This window comes from Armatimonadota bacterium, assembly GCA_018268395.1.
In the GTDB taxonomy this organism is placed as follows: domain Bacteria; phylum Armatimonadota; class Fimbriimonadia; order Fimbriimonadales; family Fimbriimonadaceae; genus JAEURO01.
On the sequence record JAFDWQ010000009.1, the window covers coordinates 181246 to 203385 of the forward strand.

A 22140-nucleotide genomic window follows, 5' to 3' on the forward strand; every position below is an offset into this window, starting at 1 on the left:
CGTGCCAGAATCGCCCCACGTGAACGGCCACCCTTTTTCGCCCGGCCCGATGGGTTCGCTCGCCGCCCCGATCTCCGGGCGCAGCATGCGCGCGACGTCGACCTTCCGTGAAGGGCCCGACGGCACTTACGATCCCACCGCGCCACCGAAGAGCGACCTGGAAGAGAAGAGCAACCGCGACAACTTCCGCGTGCCGCCCGGCGCGACCCACGTGCTGATGGACGTCGAAGGGCCGGGCGTGATCACCCACATGTGGATCACGTTCCTCGGTCCGGAGGCGCACCCGTGGGCCAAGGACGGCTCGGCCGACCACCAGGAGATGCTCCTGAGGATCTTCTGGGACGGCGACGAGCGGCCAGGGGTCGAAGCCCCCGTCGGCGACTTCTTCGGCGGGTGCTTCGGAAAGCGGAGCGAGGTCGTCAGCACCGCCGTCATCGTCGAAGGCGGCGACAGCTACAACTGCTTCTGGCACATGCCGTTCCACAAGTCCGCGCGCGTCGAGATCGTCAACGAGTCGGACAAGCCGATCAGCCTGCTCTACTACAACATCGATTGGATCAAGAAGGACAGCCTCCCCGAGGACACGCCGTACTTCTATGCCCAGTACACCCAGGCGTACCCCCTCGAAACGGGCCGGCCGTACACGCTCCTCGAGACCACGGGCAAGGGCCATTACGTCGGCACCGTCTTCTCCGTCCGCACGCGCAGCCCCTACTGGTTCGGCGAAGGCGACGAGATGGTCACGATCGACGGCGAAGCGATCCCGTCGGTCTGGGGGACCGGCACCGAGGACTACTTCCTCTGCGCCTGGGGCCTCGAACGCACGCTGACGCCGTACTTCGGAGTGCCGTACTTCGACCAGTGGGGCATCGTCGGCGGACATACGAGCGCTTACCGTTGGCACGTCAACGACCCGTTCGTCTTCAACGAGTCGATCAAGGTCCAGTTCGAGACGTTCGGCTGGATCTCGCCGGACGAGAACGCCGACCACCGCGCCCACAGTTGGAACCCCCGCGAGGACGACTACGCCAGCGTGGCCTTCTGGTACCAGACCGGAAAGCCGACCTTCGCCGCCCGCGCCCCCCACGCCCGAGAACGGAAGCTCCCCTCCATCGAGCGGACGACCGTCGTCGCCGCCGACCTCGAGTTCGGACAGAAGCGCATCGACCCCGACGCCGAGCTCCCGCGGCTCGAATACTCGGGACGGCGCTCGACGGAAGCCAAGCGGCGCGAAGTCCAGCGTTATCCCGAACACTTCGACGGGCCCGTGCTCTACCTGCCGATGGCCGAAGGCGAGGAGACGACCGTCGAGCTGCCCTTTGAAGTCGTCGTGAAGGAGCCGTTGCGCCTCTTGCTCGTCATGGGGCTCGGCCCGGACCACGGGACCTTCGAGTTCGCCCTCGACGGCGTCGTCCTCGGCTCGCCGATGGACCTCTACGCGCCCGAAGTCGGCATGCGCGAGTTCCATTTCCTCGACTTCTGGCCCGAACCCGGCCGCTATACGGCGACGCTGCGGCTCGTCGGCAAGAACCACCTCTCCGCCGGGCAGGCGTTGATGGTCGAGTCGCTCCGGCTCCGCGAGCGCCGCCCCCGGGTGAGGGCGTTCGGATACGACAAGGACAACGACTGGCGGACGAACCCGATCTACTACGAAGGTGTCTGAGCAGGTATCCTCGTCGGACTCCGGGCGGTTAGCTCAGCGGTAGAGCACTTCGTTCACACCGAAGGGGTCACAGGTTCAAATCCTGTACCGCCCACCAAAAATTGATTCTGCTCAGCCTAAGGACGCCTAGTAATCTGGACGTGAGGATACGCCACGTTCCAACTTTGAACATTGTGCACCTCTGGTTGGGGCCAATATCGACCGTGCCTGAGTTTCGGACCAATTTTCGAAATAATTCGGCTGATCTTGTCCGTGAGCATGGATCGATCCGCATTTGTAAGACCGCTGAGACCGATTAGGACACTGTAACGCACAGGACCAGACAGGTCTGCATCTTCAAAGACAAAGTGTGCGTAGGCTCCAAAGAGTTTGGGCAGGAGGTGTTCCTTCAACAAAGCATCATTCTGGAGTTCAGCCCAAACCGAAGCCGTTGCGCCTGGGTGCGTTGTACCCTCCGGGTCCTTGACTTCAATGAACCAAAGGAGCTTCGGTAACCACACATAGAAGTCCATTGACTTTAGCGGGCGAGCGAGTTGGGTCATGGGCTCCGCTAGCTCATCGGGCTTGCAAGTCTGAAGCGCCGAAGAGAAGTCAAACTCAAGTTTGTTCTCAGTCCACTCGGCTCTCAACACTCGCCTCCGCTAACTTTGTGATGCCCCGATCATATAATTCTCCATACTGCTGCTCGATCTTGTTTGGCGAAAGATCAAGATATCGTGACGCCTGGTGCACCTCTGATCCAGACTCCGAGGCCTTTAGAGAAAAGAACCTGAGGCTGTCAGTTTTTCTTGACTGGACTTCCAGCTCCTTAAGAATTACGTAACTATGAGTTGCGAGGAAGACTTGAACACCAGATCGCGACAAAGCAAATATTGCGCCGACTACTTCATCCATCAGAATAGGGTTGATATTTACTTCAGGTTCGTCCCAGAAGAGAGTTGAACCAGACTTCAAAACGCCTACTTGAACCAGGCGAATGAGAGTTGAAATCTTCCGAAAGCCCTCGGCTACTGTAGGCATAGAGAACTTGCCTTGTTTGTTCACGAGATAGAATCGCTCGCCCTCCAGTTCAATGTTCCCTCTGAGCGCTTCTTCAAGTTTGATGATTATCTTCTTCTGCGATTCATCAAGTTTCTTGTCAGTTGGAGAAAGGAGTAACACAACAATGTCTCTCAGGGTTTCGTCGAAATCGATATCATATCGTTCCGAAGTCGAGAGATAGTTCTTGGTGTGGCCCATCATGTCAATGGCGGGCATAAAGACCGGCTCGGAGAAGTCAATGGTATCGGCGATACGCGATCCTACCCACGGCCCTGGTTCGTCAGAGATCACCCGGCCATTCACTGACTGATGTATTTTCCGAAACCAACGCCCCCCGCCATAGACACCTTCGATTCGCGCAACTGCATTCGGATTCTCAATTCGGCGGACAAGCGCAGATTCATCCTCAACTTGAAACACACCAGCAAATTTTTCTGGTGCTCCGAACACACCTCCTTTTCGAGCCACACTCTGGACTGCGTAAATTGCTTTAAGAAGGTGCGTCTTGCCAGTTCCATTCTCTCCGATTATTGCGTTAACCCCGGGCACGAAATTAATCTCCACCTCTCTAAAGGCGGTAAAGTCCTTCAAAATCAACTTCTCGTGAAACTGGGGTTTCTTCCCTTTCGCCTTTGCTCGGGTCGCCTTCTTCATCAGATTGGCACTTAGGATACCGCCTGGTTTCCCCGCCTCTCGGAGGGACCGCTACGTTGGTCGGACCGGCGCGTGGCCGGGGTGATGTCTTTTGCACCCCGGTCCCCTGGGGACGCGCTCAACCCCGATACCTTTCGACCGCGAACGGCCCTCGGCAGCACCCTGGTAGAACGCAGCTTATCACGCCTTCGACTGCCTCCACACCTTAGGCCCCGGCGGACGAGAGCAAACCGAAGGCGACAGGGTGGCAAGGATGAAGCGGAGGCTGTCAGACCCTTTGCGCCAACCTTCGCAAGGCTACGGCTGACGAGCCCTGGTTCCGGGAGAACGCAGCCTTGGCCGCGCCAGGTCTGATGTCGCACAATCCAGACCATGACCCTCAAGGTTCTCGTTCACAAGGCTGAAGAAGGCGGCTATTGGGCCGAAGTTCCGGCTTTGCCGGGTTGCTTCACCAAGGGCGAGACCCGCGAGGAGATCGAGTTCAACGTGCGGGAAGCCATCGAAGCCTATCTCGGGCTCGACGAGACCGTTGAGGGCGGCGAGGACACCGAGATCCTGGAGATCGCTGTTTGAAGTCGGTTTCGGGCAAGGATTTCATCAAAATTCTGGAGCAGAAGGGTTGGCGGTTTGTCCGGTCCAAGGGAAGTCATTTCACCTACGAAACCCGGATGGGGACCAGCGGGCCGTCGTGTCGGTCCACGGCTCGTCCAGCCTGAAGATCGGGATGCAAAAGGCCCTGATGAAGCAGACCGGAGTTCTTGAACGAGACCTTTGAGGGGTGCGTTTCCTTCAGTCCCCAGCCATCCAGCGGGCTTCGTCCGGAAGGAGAAGGGCCGCACCCTCACCCCCTGCCCCCTCTCCCTTTCGCACAAACGTCGAAAGGGCGAGGGGGACCGAGGGCTTTCCTAACCCAGCCATCCGACGGACTCCGGAGCCCCTTCTCCTTGCCGGAGGGATCGTGCCGGGAGGGAGAAGGGGTGTGGAGATGAGGGTTCACGTCCGGAAGCAAAGGGAATACACCCTCACCCCCTGCCCCCTCTCCCTTTCGCACAGGCATCGAAAAGGCGACGGGGGGTTCCGATGGCTCACCCTCTTGAACGGAAACATGAAGGGGAGAGGGGGCTGAGCACTGCTACGGCTTCGCGTCGAGGAAGTCGTTCACCATCGGCACGATGACGGACATGCGATCCATCAGGGTCACGTGGGTGGTATCGGGCAGGACCGCCAGCCGCGAAGACGTGCGCGGGCCCATGTCGCCGTGCGTCCCACCGCCCTTGAGGCGGAACATCTCTGCGACGTGTTCGTACCGTATGCCGTCCGCGTCGCCGAAAATGAAGAACATCGGCGCCGTGGTGGCCTTGAGCTTGTCGGCCCCGAGGTCGTAGCCTTTCGCGAACATGGCGACGAGCCGCTGGACGAACTTCGGAAAGTCGTCCGGATTCGGGTTCAGCTTCTTATAGTCGGTCTCCAGAGGTGTCCCCTTGAAGACGTCGGCGGTGAGGCCCGCGATCGCTTTGGACGCGCCTTCGACCATGCCGTCGGGCCGGAACGTGGACGAGACGACGACCGCCTTACGCACCTTGTTCGGATGGCGGATCGCGCACTCCATCGCCACGGCCCCGCCCATGCTATAGCCGATCAGGTCGGCCTTCGGAACCTTGAGATGGTCGAGCAGCGCGGCGACGTCGTCGGCGAAGTTCTCATAGCTCATGTCCCGCGCGGTGTCGGCCGTCCGACCGTGGCCTTGCATCTCGACGGCGATGACCTTTCGCGACTTTGCGAGCTCGCCGATCCACCCGTCCCAGTTGTTGGTGACGGTCATGAAGGCGCCGTGGAGCAGCACGACCGGCTCGCCGCTGCCGTGGACTTCGTAGTACATCTTGAGCCCGTTGACGGGCGCGTAGCCCGTCGTCGGTTTCGGTTGAGCGGACACGACCGTCATTATGAGGGCCGTCACGAGGAGGGCTGCGATACGCATGGTTTTTTGAATTGTAGTGTCAGGGTTTCAAGTCTTGCTATGGAAGCGATCGTCGCACTGTCATCCGATGGTGGCTTGAGGAGGAAGGGATCGGGGATGAGGGTTCACGTCCGGAAGCAGCAGGGACGCGCCCTCACCCCCTGCCCCCTCTCCCTTTCGCACAGGCATCGAAAAGGAGAGGGGCCCAGGGCGTCTCACCCCGCGTTTCAGACCAAGGTCGCGAGGAGTTCGTCGAGCTGGTCGAGCGACTCGGGCATCGCACCCGTCGAACCGTCGGCTTCCAGGGCTTCCTTCGACGGATAGTGGTTGCTCACCGTCAGCAGGGTCTTGCCGTCCGTCTCCGTAAAGGTCACCGTCGTGACGGTCTGGCCGCCGTCCTCTTCGTTGGTCCAGACGAGGCGCGAGGGCGGGTCGACTTCGAGGTAGGTGCCGAAGAACTCCATCGTCGCGCCTTCGTGGAGGAAGCCCAGGCGGTATTGCCCGCCGACGCGGACATCCATCTCGCAGGAGTGCAGGTCCATGCCGTACGAGCGCGGCACCCACCACTTCCTGAAGAGGTCGGCCTCGGTCCAGGCTCTCCAGACAAGGCGGGCGGGCGCATCGACGGTGCGGGTGACGACGAGTTCGCGGTCGGACGTGCGTTCGACGCGGGTGGCTTGAGTCTGTTGATCGGTCTGCATAGGGGTTTCCTTGGGTCGGTTTGCGGCCTCCGTGTCTCGTGAGGCCTTGAAGCGTGGTTTCAGGTCCTGGGCGACGGCCAGGCTGGCGTGCCGAAGCCGAAGAGCCGGTTCGGGTGGGGAGCGTCGTAAGGCCCGTCTCCATCGAGGCCGAGGTCGAAGTGCAGCATCGTCATCTGTCCGCTCTTGCTCACGATGTGCTGCGCCATGTGGAACAAGGCGCCCCGCACGGTCCGGCGGTAGCCGTCCGGGCTCGAGCGGCCCTCGTCCAGCTTCTGCGCGTCGAGGGTTTGGAAGAGGGCGCGCCATTCCTCCTTCTCCCGTTCGAGCAGGTCGAGCACCGCGGCGCGGTCCTGCGGGAGGTCAGGGACGGGCGCTTGCTGTGCGGGGTCGACCACCGTGATCTCCTGTCGGTCGGTCCACAGCCACATCCACGCGTGTTCGCAGATCTCGCGGGCGGTCGGGGTGCGCTCTGAAAAGCTCCAGTTCCATTTGTCCTCGGGGATCTCCCGCGCCCTGCGGAGGATGCCGCCCGTGAACCCGCAGACCAGTTCCTCGAACGCTTCGATCTCGTTCGAGGGGTGGCCCTTAGCGGCCATTGGTTTCCTCCTTGCGCTTCAGGTCCTCGATCACGGCGTCCAGCTCGTCGAACCGTGCGGCCCAGCGTCGGCGGTACGACTCGATCCACTCGGCTTCTTCGTCGAGCCCGCGCGTTCCGAGCTTGCAGGTGCGGACGCGCCCGACCTTTTCGGTGACGACCAGTCCCGCCTTCTCCAAGACGCCGATGTGCTTCTTCATGCCCGTCAGGGTCATGTGGAACGTCTCGGCGAGGGCCGTGACCGACGCGTCCGCCCGCCCGAGCTGCTCGAGGACGCCTCGCCGGGTCGCGTCCGAGAGCGCGCCGAACGAAGCGTCGAACTGCACTTGTCCATACTGAACCATCTAGTTCAGTATATCACATCTTCGGCGGAAAACAAGGGGCAGGACAGAAATCCGCCGTGCGGTCTACAGGGCCGACCCTCTCGACCTTGCCAGAATTCCGTTGATGGATCAGATCCGAAACGCCCAGCCAGTGATCGAGCGCTTCGGCAATTGGCCTTCGTTTCATGACGCGGAAATCCAATTCGTCACATTGCAGAGAGGTCTTGATTCAGAGACACCCGGGACGGCGAGCCTCACGATGGCGATCCAATGTTGGGCCCTTGCGCCCGAAGGCGGTCCTCTAAGTCAATGTAAGGTGACGCTTCGGTTCCATGGCTTGGTGCTTCAAGGCCTTGAGCACTTCGGAAGTCAGAACGTCATCTTCGAACTCGTGATCGTCGACATCGCTGAGGACCCTCTCGATACGTCCACTACGAACCACTACCGAAGCGAAGTCGTGGACTCCATGCGGTTCAGAGTTTGGCTTGACATGAGCTGGGGCTGTTCCGGGAGCTTTGGATGCGCAGCGATCGAGGTCCTGTCGGTCGAACCCGTCGGCTGACGGCGGTGCCTGACCGTCGACGTTCCGTCCGACGCCCAGGACAAGGTAGCCTTCGGTCGGGTGCAGCTATGTCCGTCTCTCGCAACGTGGTCCTCTTCGCCGCTCTGATCCCCGCGTCGTTCGCCGTCTCCGCAGGCCAAGCAAAACCGAGCCTCTCGAACCTCGTCGCGGTCCGCTTGCCGGCGCTCGGTCACCGCAACTGGATCGTCGTCGCGGACTCCGCCTACCCGTTGCAGACGTCGCCCGGGATCGAGACGGTCGTCGTGAACGACACCCAGTTGTCGGCGGTCAAGACCGTCCTCGCCGAGCTCGCGAAGAGCAAACACGTCCGCCCCGTCATCTACCTCGACAAAGAGCTAGCCTTCGTGCCCGAGAAGAACGCTCCCGGGATCGGGGCGTACCGACAAGGTCTCGGCAAGGCGCTCGGGAGCCGGGCTGTCACGAGGCTCGAACACGAAGACATCATCGCCAAACTCGATGAAGCGGGCAAGAGCTTCAAAGTCCTCCTGATCAAGACCCCGCACGTCCAACCGTACACGTCGGTCTTCTTCGAGCTCCAGTGCGGCTACTGGTCGGACGAGGCCGAGAAGGACATGCGCCGCGCGATGGGATCCGGCCTCTGACGTTCAGGGCGTGATCCGCTCGAACCTCACGTAACCCAGATCGAGGCCGAACGCCTTCGACTCGGCGTGCTTGCCGACCATCTGGAAGTAGACGACGTTCTCGCCTTCGTCGGCGTCGAACTCGCCCATCAGGACGCCTTTCGCTTCCGCCGCCGTCGCCGCGTAAAAGTCCACGGCCTCTCCGATGAACCGCGTCCCGTTCGAGAGCCGCACGGTGCCGCCCTCGCTGTTCCTGACCGCGTCGATGCTGACCCGATAACGGCCGGCGACAGGCACGTCGGCACGGAGCCCGAAGTGGGAGTCGACGAACCCGTTCGCACCGCTCGACCGAAGCGACAGCACCCTCACACCGCCGTTCCCGACAGGCACGTCCCCGCGCTTGACCGTACACCCGCTCAGGCCGAACGTCGCGATCGGCATCGCCCAGTTCGCGGCATAGACCACCGTTTTCGGGTCGACGACACGGCGCGCTTCAGGGCTTGCGACCGTGCGCGTCCCGTGCGGAGGTGAGTCGGCGTAGTAGTAGGCGACGCCCACGTAATCAGTCGGCACCTGGTTCTTCTCCGGTCCGTGTTCGATCGTCTGCACGATGCCTTTCTCGAAGGTGTACGCGTCGTTCAGCAAGAACCGGAAGCCGCCCGTACGGCCGAGGTAGTCGTAGTAGCCGAGGCAGCCGCTCAAGGGGAGCGAGAACATCCGTTCCCAGCGCCCTGGGAGCGCGTACCAGCCGCCGTTAAAGAAGTCCTCCGAGCCCGTCCCGTGCACCGCTTCGATCCCGTCGACGATCGTCTTGTCGTCGCCTTCGAAGAAAACCGGCAGGCCTGGTTCTTGATCTTGCGCCTGCAGGGAGAGACCGACGATATGGCCGCGGCCCGAGCGCTCGAGCCACGTGAACGGGCGGCCCGGAGTCGTCGGGTTCTCGCGGTTCCAATGCGCGTAGAACCGACCCTCGTCCTTGCCGAGCGGACGGTCGTCGACGACCACTTCGCCCGTCACGGGGAATCCAGCACCGTCCGTCCGCGTCGAGACGAGTTCGATCTTCGCCGACCGCGCATAGGGCATCGGAAAGTTGCAGTAGAGCGTGTCACCGACCGTGCCCAAGACCGCCGACCTCATCGCCGGGCGCCCCCACGCAAAGCCGAAGAAGTCGCCGACCGGCATCAGGATCGAGGGCGACGCCTCGCCGTCCCACGTGATGCGGATCTGCACGTCGCGGCCCTTGCCGACGAACGACGAGGCGGGCTGTAACGCGAAGCCCTTGATGCGCCCGCCCTTCTTCGTCTGGAAGACCGTCGTGGCCTTGCCAGGGAGCACCGTCGCCTTCACCGGGATCTTCGTTCCGCCCTCCGACGCGAGTCCCACGCGACCAAGGGTTTGCGACGCCCGCTTCATCTCTTCGGCAGGCACCGCGCGGGGATCGAACGTCGTCACGGCCGTCCCCGCCGGGAACTGCACGAAGTTAATGTCGTAGAACTGCGTCCTCGGCGCGCGGAGCACGACCTTGCACGACTTCGCGTAGAACATCGGCACGTACGACATGCAGCCGCCACCAGCAATGTCGACCAGCGGCCGCAAGAACGGAGCGTGCTCACCGTCGAAGTAGTGCCGATAGGGCATCGAGACGCGCGGCGCGGCTTCGCCGTCGAAGAAGAACTCGAGCTTGTCCATCGTCGGCGTCGGCGTGTGGATGCGCGTGATGCAACCCGGCCCCTTGAGGTCGGCGAGCACGAGGTCGTCCCCCTCCTTTGCGACGAAGGAGTACTTGCCGCTGAATCCGTCGTCGTTGCCTTCCGTCCGGTCGTAGCTCGTGACCGCGCCGATCTTGTATCCCGTCCGAAGCCGGGGCAGCAGGCTCAGGTCGCCGAGTGGCCCGAGCCCGACGAGAAGGTCGGCTTGGAGCGGCGCGGCGAGGACGGCGAACGCGAGGGCGGTCATGATCGAGGGTTCCTGACCCGACTCTAGCACCGCCTGCAAGCTCCCTGCACGGTCAACCCTTCGACTTCGTCAGGTCGGCCCGTTGGACGCTCTTGACCCGGTTCGTCGTGACCTTGCCGTCGCCCGTGGTCGACGTCGCAGCGGCCTCGAACGTCGTCATCTCGCTGACAAGCTTCGGTCCGTCCCGCCGGAGGGAAGCCGTGATCGTGTTGCCGGAGACGGTGAACACGCCGACGAACCGTTCGCCCGTCCAGTACTGGTCGAGCACGATCCCGTTGCGCTCGTCGATCTGCCAATGCCCCTTCTCCTTGTCGACCGGCTTTAGCACATAGGGGCGGTCGTCCGTCTCCTTGTCCCCGTAGGTCAGGCGATAGGTGTAGCTGCCGTCGTCTTGCGGCCCTGCGATCCGGATCCTCATCGCCACGCGTTGCGGCTCGGGCTTGCCCGGCGTCCGCCACTCCATCGTCCCGCGCCAGTCGCCCAGAAAGTCGTCCGGGAACGTCACTTGGGGCTCCGGAAGGACGGCTCCGGTCACGAAGGCGAGGGCGCACCACATGGAGGCGAGCATACCGACGGGCGTTCCCGCGTATGCTCGAAGGCTTGAACGACTGGCGCCCGGACGTCCCGCTCGACCTCGCCACCGCGCACGCGATCGTCGCGCGGCGCTTCCCGTCGTTTGCGGGCCAGACTCCGGTGGAGGTCGGCCGCGGCTGGGACAACCTCTGCCTCGCCTATGGCGACGGCACCGCGTTCCGGATGCCGACCCGCGCCGTCGCGGCCGAGATCGTCCTTAACGAAATCGCGGCTTTGCCTGCGCTTGCGCCGCTGCTCCCGCTACCCGTCCCGGACATCAAGCTCGTCGGCGAGCCTGGCGACGACTTCCCATACCCGTTCTTCGGGTTCGCGCTCCTCCCGGGCGAGACCGCCGACCGGTCGACGTGGCCCGACGTGGCCCTGATGCTAGCCGCAGAAGCCCTCGGAACGTTCCTGCGAGCGCTCCACGCCATACCGTTCACGGAAAAGCCGCTCTCGGCCCTGCCCGGCGACCTCATCGCCCGGGCCGACCCGCTCCGCCTTCTCGGCCGCATCGTGAACCGGGCCGCCGAGATCGCCGGCCAACGACCCGACCGAGCCTCGTGGGCCCAAGGCTTGCAGCGCCGGGCCGATGCGCTGCTCCAGGGCCTCGTCCTCGACGGCGTCCGCACCGTCGTCCACGGCGACCTCTACCCCCGCCACGTACTCGCCGACGACGCATGCCTCCTCACGGGAGTCATCGACTGGGGCGACGTCCACATCGGCCATCCCGGCGTCGACCTGTCCCTCGCGTTCACGTTCTTCTCGGGCCCCTCGCGCGCCGCCTTCTGGCAGGCCTATGGAGGCGGGCCCGACCCGTCCACCCTACGCCTTGCCCAAGCCCGCGCTTGCAATTACGCCCTTGCCCTCTGCGCCTATGGGCTCGACGTCGGCGACCCATCTGCCGTCGAGTTGGCGGACGAGATCGCCGCACGCTCGGCAAGGCCCTGACCCCGCCCTCGGCGGTAGCATCGAGGCATGGAAGCCAGGCCCCACCGCTGGGACGCCATCGAGCCGGACAACCCCGTCCCCCACCTTTTCCGCAAGAAGGTGACGGCCGCGAACATGCTCGTCGCGCGGATCAAGCTGGAGAAGGGCTGCGTGGTCGGGCTGCACTCCCACGTCAGCGAGCAGGTGGCGATCGTCGAGCGCGGGCACGTGCGCTGGACGCTCGGCTCGACCGACGGCCCCGAGACCCGCGAGCTCGAAATGCGGGGCGGCGAAGTGCTCGAAATCCCCGCCCACGTCCCCCACGGCCTCGTCGCGCTCGAGGACTCCGAGATCATCGACGTGCTCAGCCCGGTCGGCGCGATGGGCGTCGACAGCCAGCCGCGCGGCCACTGAACGCTTCGGGTAAGGTCCCCCGCACATGCCGCCGTGCACGAGCGTCAAGTGCGGACGCTGGGCTCAGGACGAGTGGGTGTGCTGCGCCCATTGCGGCGACCCGCTACCTGGCAGGCGCCCGTTCGACGAAAACCTCTGCGACCACGAATTCGTGCTCGAAGGCCGCTACTGCGTCCTCTGCGGTTTCGATCCCGAGGTGGGTTCCAAGGTCGAACGTCGCGGTCTGCTCCTGGTCGGGAGCCTCATCTGCTTCTTGGGCCTCTTCCTGGCCGGTTCGGGCGCAGCGTATCTGGCGTCCGGGGCCCCGACCGAGCCGGGAGCGACGTACAGAGGCGGACGCACCGCGTCCTACATCGTCGTCCTGGGGCTCGTCGTTTTCGCGTTCGGAGTCGGCAAAGTCCTAAAGGCATTAAGGGTCTCCGACTCACCCTCTCTGGCCCGGCCGGCTTCACGCGCGCGGGCGGCCCGACCGGGTAACAACCCGCACATGGACCTCCGCCAGGCCTTGACCGGCCAGTTTCGCGCCGGGCTCGCCATGCTGCGCGAGTGCGTCGAACTTTGCCCCGACGGCCTTTGGGCCGCGACCGTCGACAAGCCGCCCCGCACCTTCTGGCGCATCGCCTACCACGCCGCGTTCTACACCCACTTCTATCTCGGCCAGAACGAAGGTGTCTTCGCTCCGTGGGACAAACACGTCCGCCACGCCCCGATGACCTTCGCCGACGAAGGGCAGGAGCTTCCCCCCGCCGACACCCTTTACACCCAGGCCGACGTCGTGGCCTACATCGACGGCCTCAGCGACCGGATGGCCGACACGATCGCCGCGCTCGACCTCGACTCGCCCGAGAGCGGCTTCCCCTGGTATCCGGAGTTCGCGAAGTTCGATCACGTGTTGCTCACCCTGCGCCACCTCGGCGTCCACGTCGGCCAGCTTCAGGAACTCCTCTTTGCTCGCGGCATCGAGCCGGACTGGGTCTCGCGGCGTTGACCCCCTCCCTCGCCTGACGATGGTGCAGGTGGCGGAGGGTGATAATCCCCTCCGCCTGCAGGTGGGGTTTCCGGATGCCCCCTCGCCCCTCTGGGGGAGAGGGGGATGGGGGTGAGGGGCCGGTGCAGGTCAGGCCAAGGGTTCGGGGTCTTGGGTGGTTACGGCTCCCCCTCCCTCGTCTGCAGCAGATGCTTCGTGCTGCGAAGATGAGGGAGGGGCGAGGGGTGGGAGATCCGGAACTGCTCCACCCCCAACCCCCTCCTCCTATTCGGGGCAAAAACCATCCACTGGAAAACGGGGTTCCGGATGCCCCCTCGCCCCTCTGGGGGAGAGGGGGATGGGGGTGAGGGGCCGGTGCATGTCGGGCCAAGGGTTCGGGGCTCCCCCTTCCTCGTCTGCAGCAGATGCCACATCCCCTGCACACGTTAGACCGGACGGCAGTACTGCTCCACCCCCAACCCCCTCCTTATGTTCGGGGCACAAGACATCCCCTGCACACGAGGAGGGGGCTCGCTCACACCCTCACGCGGCCGACGCGCACCAGGCCCGTCGTCTGCCCGGTGGACGCTTCGACCAGCTTGATGCTCGCCTCGTAGTCGCCCGGCGGCGCGGGGACGGTGACGCTCAGGGCGCCTTCCTCGAAGGCATAGAAGCGATGGAGCTTGTCGTGCCCCTTTCGAGGCTTCTCCGCCACCGAGCGCAGGCGTTGAAGATAGAGGGCGGTCGTGACCCCTGGCGAATTCGGGCGGTCGGAGGTGAAGGTCACGCCGGGGGACGGGTTTCGGGGCTCGGTGGTCGGGTTTCGGTGGTCGGTGGTCGGGTTGCGGTGGTCGGGGGACGGTTGGCCGGGATTGTGCGGAGAGCCTGCTTCAATCGCGTCAGCATCATTCCGATCCGATGTGCGTCCTCTAGCTCTGCGATGAGATCCAAGTTCGGGTAAATGCGCATCGTTGCCATCAGGAGTGTCGCAAGCTCGGCTTGGCTCCCGCTCGCCACTCCCAGAAACTGGATGTACTCCTTGCGGTTGTTCCTGCCGTTGCCTTCCGCAATGTTCGCCGCAATCGACACGGCTGCCCGCCTGATCTGTCCGGTCAGGCCGTAGAGTTCCTCCTTCGGCAACTCGCTGGTCTTCTTGTAGACATCGGCAATGAGGTTCATCGCCAATTGCCAAACCTCCAGTTTCTCGAACGAACTCATCGTGGCTAGATGATGGCGTCTCACCGAACACCGGCGACCGACTCTCGTCCACCGACGACCGATTCTCGGCAACCGACGACCGACTCTCGACCACCGAAACCCGAACGTTATCGCCCAGGAACACGGCCTCGGGCGGGGTGCGGGGCGGGAAGGTGCCGGGGTGGAGGCGCATGTAGGTGCTCGCGAGGACGGGGAACAGCGTGCTCGGTCGCCACTTCTTCCCGCTTGGCCCCCCGTCCCCGTCATTCGCGACCCGCCGACAGAAGGCCTCCCACGCCTGGTGCTCCTCCAACGTGAGACCGGCGAAGATCTTCATCGCCACCTGCCAGTCGGCGCGGCGGTCGAGTTGGGCGTCGGTGCGAGGGTCCTTGAGGCTGGGTCGCTCGCGGAGCACGGTCGTGCCGTCGGGCATCTGCACCACGACGGCGTTGCCCAGCCCGCCGCTGATCCCGGTCATCAAGGCCCCTGTCCTGATCGTCGCCATGTTGGGGATTGTCGGCGCTCGCAGTCGTTCCGATCATGGTTGCGGCCCCTTTCTGCACGCTTCGTCGGCCCGTGGTCGTTCCGTCGTCGTTCCGTGGTCGTACCGTGGCGACGGCGCGACGGCGGCAAGACGAGGATTCGACGAGGCTTGGACGACAGGTGTGGGATGGGGGCGAAACGTGGTCGTGGACCCCCGCGTAAGAGCCTTGTAGGTTCCCGGAACCTCACGGGACATGGAAGGCGACCGACTTTCAGAGGAGCAATCGGCACTGCTGCGTCAAGCCCTCGAGCATGACCGGCTCGCGACGGTCAATCAGCTCATTCGTGCCGTGTCGAAACACCTGGTGGATCCCGACACCGACGTCCGCACACGCACGAGCATGCGCATGGCCGGCGGTGAGGGCGTTTGGGGCGTGTTCCAACGTAAACAGGCAGCCGCCAAGGCGGTCGGCCGACTTGGTGACGCCATGATCTCCCGAAGGGTCACGATCGAGGACATCGTGGCGAACGTGTGCGAATTGGTGCAGGAGGATTCCAGCGCCCGCGATGCGGTCGAGCGGGTCTCACTGGACGTGCTGGGTTTGGCGTGATGTTGTCGAGGTCGAAGACCTGCCATCAAAGAGGAACACGAACAGCTCATGGCAGAATGTATTCATCGACAGAGCGGCTTTAACCTGTTACCCTTGCCGCTGGAGGTAGGGCTTTGATCGAACGGTCGTTCCTCGAAGTCTTTGAGGAGGCAAACAAAAGATTGCTGTCCGGAAGGATTTCGGAGTCTTCGATGCTGTCTGAAATCGAGCAGACCGCAGCCCGAGACGCAGCGTCCAGCGATGTCCTCATGGTCGGTATAGCGCTGGCCTGGAGATCGGGAAACCTGCCCCTCGCCGGAGATTTGCACAAAAGGCTCTTAGGTCGTGCAAGCTTACCGAGACCTTGGTGGACGGAGAGTCCGGACTTCAAGCTGGCATCAGGTGTTCTCGAAGAATCGATTGGAGGGGGCCTGGAGGATCGTCTTCAATCCCGCATGGAGGACATATTCGGACACTCCAAGTACGGTGGACTCATCGTAGACTTTCTCCGAGCTTCCAGCTTATTAGAAAGCGATGGCTAGGACACAGAGTAGCGCCAGCGAGGACCGTTGGGTGGCCAGGACAAGGCCGATGGTTCGTGCGGCTTTGTCCTGGTTCCGTGAGGAACACTCTGAAAACAGTGGCCGCTGCACCAAGCGGGGTCGAACCGCACCCGTGGACGCAAGGGTCATTCACGCAGGTCGGGCGACGAAGGCAAGTTCCTACGGAACCGGGCTGCCAACGGGCACGAGCCATCCCCTTTCAGCCCGGCCACCCAACGAGAGGTCACCCACGGTCAGGGCACCCGTCGACGAAAGCGTTCGGCAGGAGCTAGCGCTCTGTCCGTGTCAAGCCTACAATGACACCATGAGGGTGTCGTGCGCGGTGACCTCGCTAGCTGTCGCGGCGATGCTGCCCACTTCGGGGCAGGCAGAGCTGCGTTTCCGCGTCGTCGACCTTGGGCCTGGAATCAGCTTCAGGGAAACGGGGACGAGGGTCAACTCGGCTGGATGGGTCTTGACCGCCCGTCCCTGGGTCTGGCGGCCGGCGTCGGCGTGGAACAAGACACCCACGCTCTCGAGGATCTTCGAAGCTCGGCCGATGGACCTCAATGACTCAGGTGGTATGGCGGTCCATCTGCAGAGCAGCGTTGGAGGGCACAGGACCGGAACATTCGACCCTGCAGGGCGCTTCCGCGAGATCGACATGCTCCCCGGCTTCAAGTACCGGACTACGAACGGCATCAACGTCCATGGCGATGTCGTCGGCACCTGCGTCAGCTGGCCGGAGAACCGTGGACACGGATGGCTCTACAGGCCTGGCGTCGGCACGATCGACCTTGGCGAGTCGCCCGACGGGCCGGGCACCAACGCGGTCGACATCAACGACAACGGGGACGTCGTCGGGGTCCACTTCGAGACGGACTCTACAGGCGACAGATACGTGCCCCACCTTTGGTTGGGCGGCGTCGTATACGTCAACCTTGGCCGTTACCAGGGGAAAGACCTCTATCCGACGGCGATGAACATCCATGGGGACATCTGCGGGACATCCAGCTTTCTCGACGCTCCGCAATTGCGACTGGCTGACGGTACCTACATCCGGTTCGGCCCGATCCCGGGAAAGTTTGATTTCTGCGGTGCGCGGGACATGAACGACGACCGCTGGGTGGTGGGCTCGGGCTCGTACCAGGGCCAGGACCGCTCGTTCCTGTGGCGCCCGGGATATGGGCACGCCGTCCTTGAAGACCTCGTGGACTGGACGGGCGCCGGCTATACGTTCCTCTCGGCCTGGGGCGTCAGCAACAACGGCAAGATCTGCGGCCAAGCCAAGAAAGAAGGGGAGACGAAGATCCGCCCGTTCCTGCTCGAACCATACTACGACTAGTTTGAGGCAAGTTGTTTCCTCACGTGTCGCCTCAACGGGCCCGAAGAAACGTCCGCCCCCGCGCAACTACCGGTTCTGCCTCAGATCGTTACGGCGGGTGGCAAAACCAAGGGTGACCTCTCGCTTGGGTGGCCAGGACAAGGCCAATGGTTCGTGCGGCTTTGTCCTGGTTCCGTGAGGAACACTCTGAAAACAGCGGCCGTTGCACCAAGCGGGGTCGAACCGCACCCGTGGACGCAAGGGTCATTCACGCAGGTCGGGCGACGGAGGCAAGTTCCTACGGACCGGGCTGCAAACGGGCACCCCGGCCAAGGGCGACGGGGCAGGCGTGCCATGCCCTTTTAGCCCGGCCACCCATCGGGAGGTCACAGTTGTTCTGGCCGCCCGCCGATGTCTCCCGTCAAAAGCCATCGCAGGTCTTCGATTTTCATCGGTTCATCCGTCGCGTGGACGATTCGGTGGCAGTTCGCACAGAGCATCGCAAGATCCTCGGGCCTGGTCGTACCTCGGTCAGTTAAGCTCCCGAGTGGAACGCGGCCTAGTCGGTCGGGGGTCGGGGGTCGGTCGTCGGTGGTCGGGTTTCGGGGCTCGGGTCTCGGGTCTCGGGGCAGCCAAGGTGCTCCACCCCCGACCCCCTCCTCCTATTCGGGGCACGAACCATCCGCCGGAAAGCGGGGTTCCGGACCCCCTCGCCCCTCTGGGGGAGAGGGGGATGGGGGTGAGGGGCCGGTGCATGTCGGGCCAAGGGTTCGGGGCTTCCCCTCCCTCGTCTGAAGCAGATGCCTCATCCCCTGCACACGTTAGACCGGACGGCAGTACTGCTCCACCCCCAACCCCCTCCTCATGTTCGGGGCACAAGACATCCCCTGCACACGGAATTGGGAAAGCGGAACTGCTCCACCCCCAACCCCCTCCTCCTATTCGGGGCACCCTTCGGCTTCGCTCAGGGCAGGCTCTCCTTCGGAGACATCCCCTGCACGCGAGGAGGGGGCTACCGCTCTTTGCATGTGGCCAGTAAACTGGAACGATGCCGCGGAAGGAGCTGGACGAATGGATCCTTCAAATGGGGCTCGACATGCACCGCCTCAGCAACGAGATGGTGCCTGCCGCGCCGAAGCTCGCGATGCAGAAGGAATGGGCGCCGAGGATCGACGTGCTCGAGACGCCCGGCCACGTGCTCGTCAAGGCCGAACTGGCGGGCGTGCGGACGGGCCAGTTCGTGATCCAGTACAGCCCTGAGAAACATGTGCTCCTCGTCCGCGGGGAGCGGGCGGCGGAGTCGCTCGGGCCGGACATCCCGACGCTGCCCCATCAGCTTGAGATCGACTATGGGCAGTTCGCGCGCGAAATCCGCTTGCCGGACGTTCCTTTAGACGTGAACCTGGCCCAAGCCCACATCGCCTGCGGCATGCTGACCGTCCTGATCCCGAAATCTCAGGCCGCGGAAGAGACCCACGTCATCGTCGAGCGGACGATCACGGTGCGAAGGAGGATCACGTGAGCGCGAAAGACGGCCCGATCGAGGATCTCGGGCTCCCGGTCGAAGATTTGGAGGACCTGGACACTGACGGAGGCACCGCGACCGTGGCGATGGGGATCGAGGACGAGCCGAAGCCGGACATCCCCGACGTCCTCAACCTGCTGCCGCTGAGGGATTCGGTCGTCTATCCGATGTTGATCGCGCCCCTGAGCGTGGCGCGGCCCGCTGCGATCGAGTTGATCGACGACAGCGTCGCCTCGTCCAACCGGGTGATCGGGACGATCGCCCAGCGCGAGGCGAAGACGGACGAGCCGGGGTTCGACGACGTCTACGAGTACGGCTGCGCGGTGATCATCCGCACGCTGATGAAGACGCCGGACACGGTGCGCATGATCGTGCAGGGCGTGTCGCGGTTCCGCATCGTCGAGAAGCTGCAGGACAAGCCGTACCTTCGGGCGAGGATCGAAGTCATCGAAGAGCCGGCGCTGGATCCCGCAAGCGCGGAGGAGGTCGAGGCGTTGCGCCGTTCGGTGGCGGCGTTGTTCGACCAGGCCGTGCGCCTGGCGCCGCAGTTGCCGGACGAGCTCCGCAGTTTGACCACGGCGGTGCAGGAGCCGAACGTGATGGCCGACCTCGTGGCCGCGCACATGCCGATGTCGGTCGAGGCCAAGGAGACGATCCTCGAGACGCTCGACTTGAAGGAGCGGCTGCGCAAGTTGCTGGAGATCCTGGGGCGCGAGGTGCGCGTGCTGGAACTTTCGAGCAAGGTGCAGAGCGAAGTCACGGCCGAACTGAGCAAGAACCAGCGCGACTACTACCTGCGCGAGCAGCTGAAGGCGATCCAGCGGGAGCTCGGCGAAGAGGACGAGGCGGGCGACGACCTGGTCGAGATCCGGCAACGTATCGACGAATCGCAGATGCCGGCCGAAGCCTTGAAGGAAGTCAACCGCGAGTTCGACCGCCTGCGCAGGATCAACCCCGGCTCGCCGGAGTACACGGTGGCGCGGACGTACGTGGAAACCATGGTCGCGTTGCCGTGGAGCAAGACGACGGTCGACAACCTCGATCTGCAACGGGTACGGGAAGTCCTCGACGAGGACCACTTCGGGCTGGAGAAGATCAAACAACGCATCGTGGAGTTCCTTGCCGTGCGCAAGGTGAAGCAAGACGGGCCGGTGCGGCAACCGATCCTTTGTTTCTATGGCCCTCCCGGCGTGGGTAAGACCTCGCTCGGCCGCTCGATCGCGCGGGCGATGGACCGGAAGTTCGTCCGCATCTCGCTCGGCGGGATGAGGGACGAGGCCGAGATCCGCGGGCACCGCCGGACGTACATCGGCGCTTTGCCGGGGCAGATCATCCTCGGTCTGAGGCGCGCCGAGTCCAACAACCCGGTCTTCATCCTCGACGAGATCGACAAACTCGGTCAGGACTTCCGTGGCGACCCCGCTTCGGCCCTGCTCGAAGTGCTCGATCCGGAGCAGAACTTCTCGTTCCGCGACCATTATGTCGACGCTCCGTTCGACCTGAGCAACGTGTTCTTCATCACGACCGCGAACCGGATGGACACGGTTCCGGGGCCGTTGCGCGACCGCATGGAGGTCATCGAGCTCGGTGGCTATACGGAAGAGGAAAAGTTGCAGATCGCGGTCAAGCACCTCGTGCCGAAACAGATCACCGAGCACGGGCTCAAGCCTTCGAAGCTGGAATTCCAGGACCGGGCGCTCGTGCACGTCATCCGGCACTACACCCGCGAAGCGGGGGTGCGGAACCTGGACCGCGAGATCGCGTCCGTCGTCCGCAAGGCGACGCTGCGCTTTGCGGAAGGACGCACCGCCAAGTTGACGGTGACGGTGAAGTTCGTCGAAGAAGCCTTGGGCGCGCCCCGGTTCTTGCACGACCCGGTCACCGAACGCGAGTTGATCCCGGGCATGGCCGTCGGCCTGGCTTGGACGCCCGTCGGCGGGAGCATCCTGTTCATCGAGGCGGTGAAGTTCCCCGGCAAGGGGCTGATCGTGACGGGGCAGTTGGGCGACGTCATGCGAGAGTCTGTGACGGCGGCCCTGAGCTACGTCCGATCGCACGCGAACGAGCTGAAGATTTCGGACGACGTGTTCGAGAAGAACGAGATCCACGTCCATGTTCCGGAAGGTTCGACTCCGAAGGACGGGCCGAGCGCCGGCATCACGATGTTGACGGCGTTGACGTCGCTCTTCACGGGCCGGCGGGTCAAGTCACGGCTTGCGATGACGGGCGAGGTCACGCTGACGGGTCAGGTGTTGCCGATCGGTGGGGTGAAGGAGAAAGTGCTCGCCGCCCACCGTGCTGGCGTCGTGGAGCTGATCTTGCCACAGGAGAACAAGAAGGACTACGACGAAGAGGTCCCGGCCGCGATCCGCTCACAGTTGAAGGCGCACTTCGTCGAAAAGGCCTCCGACGTGCTTAAACTAGCGTTGGAACGGCTTCCCGCCCAGTCATCGAAACTCTGACAGCACGAACAGGCTGAGGAACGTGGGACCGGGCCATCCGCCGAGCCCAGCCTTAGCCTCGATCTCGGTCTTGTACTTGAAGAGGTCGACGTCGTCCCAGGAGTAGCCGGAGTACACGCGGTTCTTGCCGTCTTCCTTGTTGCTTTGGGAGTGGACGCCGACGAGCACCCAGTCTTCGCCCTTCTGTTGGAGCGTCGGTCCGCCGGAGTCTCCGCTCAGGACGTAGGCGTCGCCCGAGACCTCGGTCCGCACTTTGTTGTCCGGCGGGACAAATCCCCGTTGGAACTGGAGGCTGCCGACGAGCGCGTCGAACAAGTACGTGATCGGGTGGTCGATGTCAGAGTCGACCTGGACGTTAGCTTTCCGTTCGTCCAAGGTGTCCAAGCCGATCCGGAGCGTGCCGAACTTGATCGAACGGTCGATCTGATACCACTGTTCGGTGTCGTCGTTGTTGAACTCGGAGGCGGCGCGTCCGTAGCCCGCGAGGACGAGGGGTTTGTCCTTGTCGACTTCAGCGATTTTGGGAGGTGCGAGGGCAGGGACGTCCGTATTCTTGTCCACGTGGACGATCAAGACCGCAACGTCGATCGGCTTCCCGCCGACGGGGTTCTTGATCTTGTCGCCGTAGATGACGTCCTTCGCTTTGAACTTGGGATACTCGGCGACGTCGTCCCCAAAGCCGATATAGACGCCGAGGAACTTACGGTCTTTGACGGGCCGTGCGACGTGGTCGGCGGTGAGCACCCAGAGGTCGACCCCTTTGTTCTCGCCAAGGTCGACGGCACGGATCACGGTCCCTGTCGAGATCGGCCCGACCGGCTTGTCCCGGAAGAAGAGGTACGGCTTGCCCACCCGGACGATGCAGTTGCGCACCTTTTCGTCGACGGGAGCATTGGTCTTGAGGTCGCCGCGCTTGTCGCCTTTGATCCAACGGGCGAGGGGACTGGCCTGCCGTGGCGTTGCCGACGCCACCGACAGACAGAGGACCAAGATCGTATTGCGGAAGGTCGTAAGCGCCATATCGCGATCCACCTGCCCTAGTAATAGCACAGGATCGTGCGGATTGGTGCCCTTCGAGA

Annotated in this window: 22 protein-coding genes, 1 tRNA gene and 1 pseudogene; 14 read left to right on the top strand and 10 right to left on the bottom strand. The window is 63.6% G+C overall.

The features are described 5' to 3' along the window. Positions 1-19: 19 nt before the first annotated feature. Together JST30_14430 and JST30_14435 are read left to right on the top strand one after the other, a co-directional pair. Complete coding sequence (locus JST30_14430; protein MBS1715523.1) at positions 20-1663, top strand: DUF2961 domain-containing protein; 1644 nt, start codon at positions 20-22, stop codon at positions 1661-1663. A gap of 22 nt (positions 1664-1685) precedes the next feature. Further along, positions 1686-1760: transfer RNA gene (locus JST30_14435), tRNA-Val, on the top strand. Between the two features lie 512 nt (positions 1761-2272). Here the strand turns inward: JST30_14435 and JST30_14440 are convergent. After that, on the bottom strand, positions 2273-3358 hold the full coding sequence (locus JST30_14440) for an AAA family ATPase (protein MBS1715524.1): 1086 nt from the start codon (positions 3356-3358) through the stop codon (positions 2273-2275). Between the two features lie 372 nt (positions 3359-3730). On the opposite strand from JST30_14440, the gene JST30_14445 reads away from it, so the two are divergent. Next, positions 3731-3931, top strand: a complete 201-nt coding sequence (locus JST30_14445) for a type II toxin-antitoxin system HicB family antitoxin (protein MBS1715525.1) — start codon at positions 3731-3733, stop codon at positions 3929-3931. Then, positions 3928-4133, top strand: a pseudogene (locus JST30_14450) (type II toxin-antitoxin system HicA family toxin). Before JST30_14445 ends, JST30_14450 begins: the two are co-directional and overlap by 4 nt. A 357-nt stretch (positions 4134-4490) precedes the next feature. On the opposite strand, the gene JST30_14455 reads toward JST30_14450, so the two are convergent. From JST30_14455 to JST30_14470, 4 genes are all read right to left on the bottom strand, one after another. Further along, on the bottom strand, positions 4491-5300 hold the full coding sequence (locus JST30_14455; GenBank protein MBS1715526.1) for an alpha/beta hydrolase: 810 nt from the start codon (positions 5298-5300) through the stop codon (positions 4491-4493). 242 nt (positions 5301-5542) lie between these two features. Continuing rightward, positions 5543-6016, bottom strand: a complete 474-nt coding sequence (locus JST30_14460; GenBank protein ID MBS1715527.1) for an SRPBCC domain-containing protein — start codon at positions 6014-6016, stop codon at positions 5543-5545. A gap of 59 nt (positions 6017-6075) precedes the next feature. Then, positions 6076-6612, bottom strand: coding sequence for a DinB family protein (locus JST30_14465; protein ID MBS1715528.1), 537 nt, complete (start codon positions 6610-6612; stop codon positions 6076-6078). Then, positions 6602-6955 (bottom strand): helix-turn-helix transcriptional regulator, encoded by a 354-nt coding sequence (locus JST30_14470; GenBank protein MBS1715529.1) that lies wholly within the window; start codon positions 6953-6955, stop codon positions 6602-6604. Before JST30_14470 ends, JST30_14465 begins: the two co-directional genes overlap by 11 nt. 103 nt (positions 6956-7058) lie before the next feature. Between JST30_14470 and JST30_14475 the strand changes: the two genes are divergently transcribed. Continuing rightward, positions 7059-7496: a hypothetical protein gene (locus tag JST30_14475; protein MBS1715530.1), complete on the top strand. Its 438-nt coding sequence runs from the start codon at positions 7059-7061 to the stop codon at positions 7494-7496. 68 nt (positions 7497-7564) lie between these two features. Beyond that, positions 7565-8119 (top strand): hypothetical protein, encoded by a 555-nt coding sequence (locus JST30_14480; protein MBS1715531.1) that lies wholly within the window; start codon positions 7565-7567, stop codon positions 8117-8119. Between the two features lie 3 nt (positions 8120-8122). Here the strand turns inward: JST30_14480 and JST30_14485 are convergent, their stop codons facing one another. Together JST30_14485 and JST30_14490 are read right to left on the bottom strand one after the other, a co-directional pair. Then, entirely contained in the window at positions 8123-10054 is a 1932-nt protein-coding gene (locus JST30_14485) for a DUF2961 domain-containing protein (GenBank protein MBS1715532.1), read from the bottom strand. A 52-nt stretch (positions 10055-10106) separates the two neighbouring features. Then, positions 10107-10610 (bottom strand): hypothetical protein, encoded by a 504-nt coding sequence (locus tag JST30_14490; GenBank protein MBS1715533.1) that lies wholly within the window; start codon positions 10608-10610, stop codon positions 10107-10109. A gap of 44 nt (positions 10611-10654) precedes the next feature. Here JST30_14490 and JST30_14495 point away from each other — a divergent pair, with 44 nt between their 5' ends. The 3 genes from JST30_14495 to JST30_14505 are packed head-to-tail and all read left to right on the top strand — an operon-like array spanning position 10655 to position 12959. Next, the gene (locus JST30_14495; protein ID MBS1715534.1) at positions 10655-11578 is read left to right on the top strand and encodes a phosphotransferase; all 924 of its coding nucleotides are present in this window, start codon (positions 10655-10657) and stop codon (positions 11576-11578) included. 27 nt (positions 11579-11605) lie between these two features. Next, positions 11606-11971, top strand: a complete 366-nt coding sequence (locus tag JST30_14500; GenBank protein ID MBS1715535.1) for a cupin domain-containing protein — start codon at positions 11606-11608, stop codon at positions 11969-11971. Positions 11972-11996: 25 nt separating this feature from the next. Continuing rightward, complete coding sequence (locus tag JST30_14505) at positions 11997-12959, top strand: DinB family protein (GenBank protein MBS1715536.1); 963 nt, start codon at positions 11997-11999, stop codon at positions 12957-12959. 514 nt (positions 12960-13473) lie between these two features. On the opposite strand, the gene JST30_14510 is transcribed toward JST30_14505, so the two are convergent. After that, on the bottom strand, positions 13474-13725 hold the full coding sequence (locus tag JST30_14510) for a hypothetical protein (protein ID MBS1715537.1): 252 nt from the start codon (positions 13723-13725) through the stop codon (positions 13474-13476). After that, positions 13722-14156 carry a four helix bundle protein gene (locus tag JST30_14515; protein MBS1715538.1) on the bottom strand — a complete coding sequence of 145 codons (435 nt, stop codon included), beginning with the start codon at positions 14154-14156 and terminating at the stop codon, positions 13722-13724. The genes JST30_14510 and JST30_14515 overlap by 4 nt, the downstream gene beginning before the upstream one ends. 716 nt (positions 14157-14872) lie before the next feature. On the opposite strand from JST30_14515, the gene JST30_14520 reads away from it, so the two are divergent. The 5 genes from JST30_14520 (at position 14873) to lon (ending at position 21061) form a co-directional block, all read left to right on the top strand. Further along, entirely contained in the window at positions 14873-15229 is a 357-nt protein-coding gene (locus JST30_14520) for a hypothetical protein (protein MBS1715539.1), read from the top strand. 113 nt (positions 15230-15342) lie between these two features. Continuing rightward, a complete protein-coding gene (locus JST30_14525; GenBank protein MBS1715540.1) occupies positions 15343-15750 on the top strand; it encodes a hypothetical protein in 408 nt (135 codons plus the stop codon). A gap of 325 nt (positions 15751-16075) precedes the next feature. Then, positions 16076-17095 carry a hypothetical protein gene (locus JST30_14530; GenBank protein MBS1715541.1) on the top strand — a complete coding sequence of 340 codons (1020 nt, stop codon included), beginning with the start codon at positions 16076-16078 and terminating at the stop codon, positions 17093-17095. Between the two features lie 1027 nt (positions 17096-18122). Further along, positions 18123-18596: an Hsp20/alpha crystallin family protein gene (locus JST30_14535; protein ID MBS1715542.1), complete on the top strand. Its 474-nt coding sequence runs from the start codon at positions 18123-18125 to the stop codon at positions 18594-18596. 89 nt (positions 18597-18685) lie between these two features. After that, positions 18686-21061: an endopeptidase La gene (lon, locus tag JST30_14540; GenBank protein MBS1715543.1), complete on the top strand. Its 2376-nt coding sequence runs from the start codon at positions 18686-18688 to the stop codon at positions 21059-21061. On the opposite strand, the gene JST30_14545 is transcribed toward lon, so the two are convergent. Beyond that, complete coding sequence (locus JST30_14545) at positions 21047-22081, bottom strand: hypothetical protein (protein ID MBS1715544.1); 1035 nt, start codon at positions 22079-22081, stop codon at positions 21047-21049. The genes lon and JST30_14545 overlap by 15 nt on opposite strands. Positions 22082-22140: the final 59 nt, after the last annotated feature.

Bases quoted from the DNA above. Each gene is read 5' to 3' on its own strand.
- JST30_14440 (MBS1715524.1), bottom strand. From the start codon at position 3,358: ATGAAGAAGGCGACCCGAGCAAAGGCGAAAGGGAAGAAACCCCAGTTT.
- JST30_14445 (MBS1715525.1), top strand. From the start codon at position 3,731: ATGACCCTCAAGGTTCTCGTTCACAAGGCTGAAGAAGGCGGCTATTGG.
- JST30_14455 (MBS1715526.1), bottom strand. From the start codon at position 5,300: ATGACGGTCGTGTCCGCTCAACCGAAACCGACGACGGGCTACGCGCCC.
- JST30_14460 (MBS1715527.1), bottom strand. From the start codon at position 6,016: ATGCAGACCGATCAACAGACTCAAGCCACCCGCGTCGAACGCACGTCC.
- JST30_14465 (MBS1715528.1), bottom strand. From the start codon at position 6,612: ATGGCCGCTAAGGGCCACCCCTCGAACGAGATCGAAGCGTTCGAGGAA.
- JST30_14470 (MBS1715529.1), bottom strand. From the start codon at position 6,955: ATGGTTCAGTATGGACAAGTGCAGTTCGACGCTTCGTTCGGCGCGCTC.
- JST30_14475 (MBS1715530.1), top strand. From the start codon at position 7,059: ATGGATCAGATCCGAAACGCCCAGCCAGTGATCGAGCGCTTCGGCAAT.
- JST30_14480 (MBS1715531.1), top strand. From the start codon at position 7,565: ATGTCCGTCTCTCGCAACGTGGTCCTCTTCGCCGCTCTGATCCCCGCG.
- JST30_14485 (MBS1715532.1), bottom strand. From the start codon at position 10,054: ATGACCGCCCTCGCGTTCGCCGTCCTCGCCGCGCCGCTCCAAGCCGAC.
- JST30_14490 (MBS1715533.1), bottom strand. From the start codon at position 10,610: ATGTGGTGCGCCCTCGCCTTCGTGACCGGAGCCGTCCTTCCGGAGCCC.
- JST30_14500 (MBS1715535.1), top strand. From the start codon at position 11,606: ATGGAAGCCAGGCCCCACCGCTGGGACGCCATCGAGCCGGACAACCCC.
- JST30_14505 (MBS1715536.1), top strand. From the start codon at position 11,997: ATGCCGCCGTGCACGAGCGTCAAGTGCGGACGCTGGGCTCAGGACGAG.
- JST30_14515 (MBS1715538.1), bottom strand. From the start codon at position 14,156: ATGAGTTCGTTCGAGAAACTGGAGGTTTGGCAATTGGCGATGAACCTC.
- JST30_14520 (MBS1715539.1), top strand. From the start codon at position 14,873: ATGGAAGGCGACCGACTTTCAGAGGAGCAATCGGCACTGCTGCGTCAA.
- JST30_14530 (MBS1715541.1), top strand. From the start codon at position 16,076: ATGAGGGTGTCGTGCGCGGTGACCTCGCTAGCTGTCGCGGCGATGCTG.
- JST30_14535 (MBS1715542.1), top strand. From the start codon at position 18,123: ATGCCGCGGAAGGAGCTGGACGAATGGATCCTTCAAATGGGGCTCGAC.
- lon (MBS1715543.1), top strand. From the start codon at position 18,686: ATGGGGATCGAGGACGAGCCGAAGCCGGACATCCCCGACGTCCTCAAC.
- JST30_14545 (MBS1715544.1), bottom strand. From the start codon at position 22,081: ATGGCGCTTACGACCTTCCGCAATACGATCTTGGTCCTCTGTCTGTCG.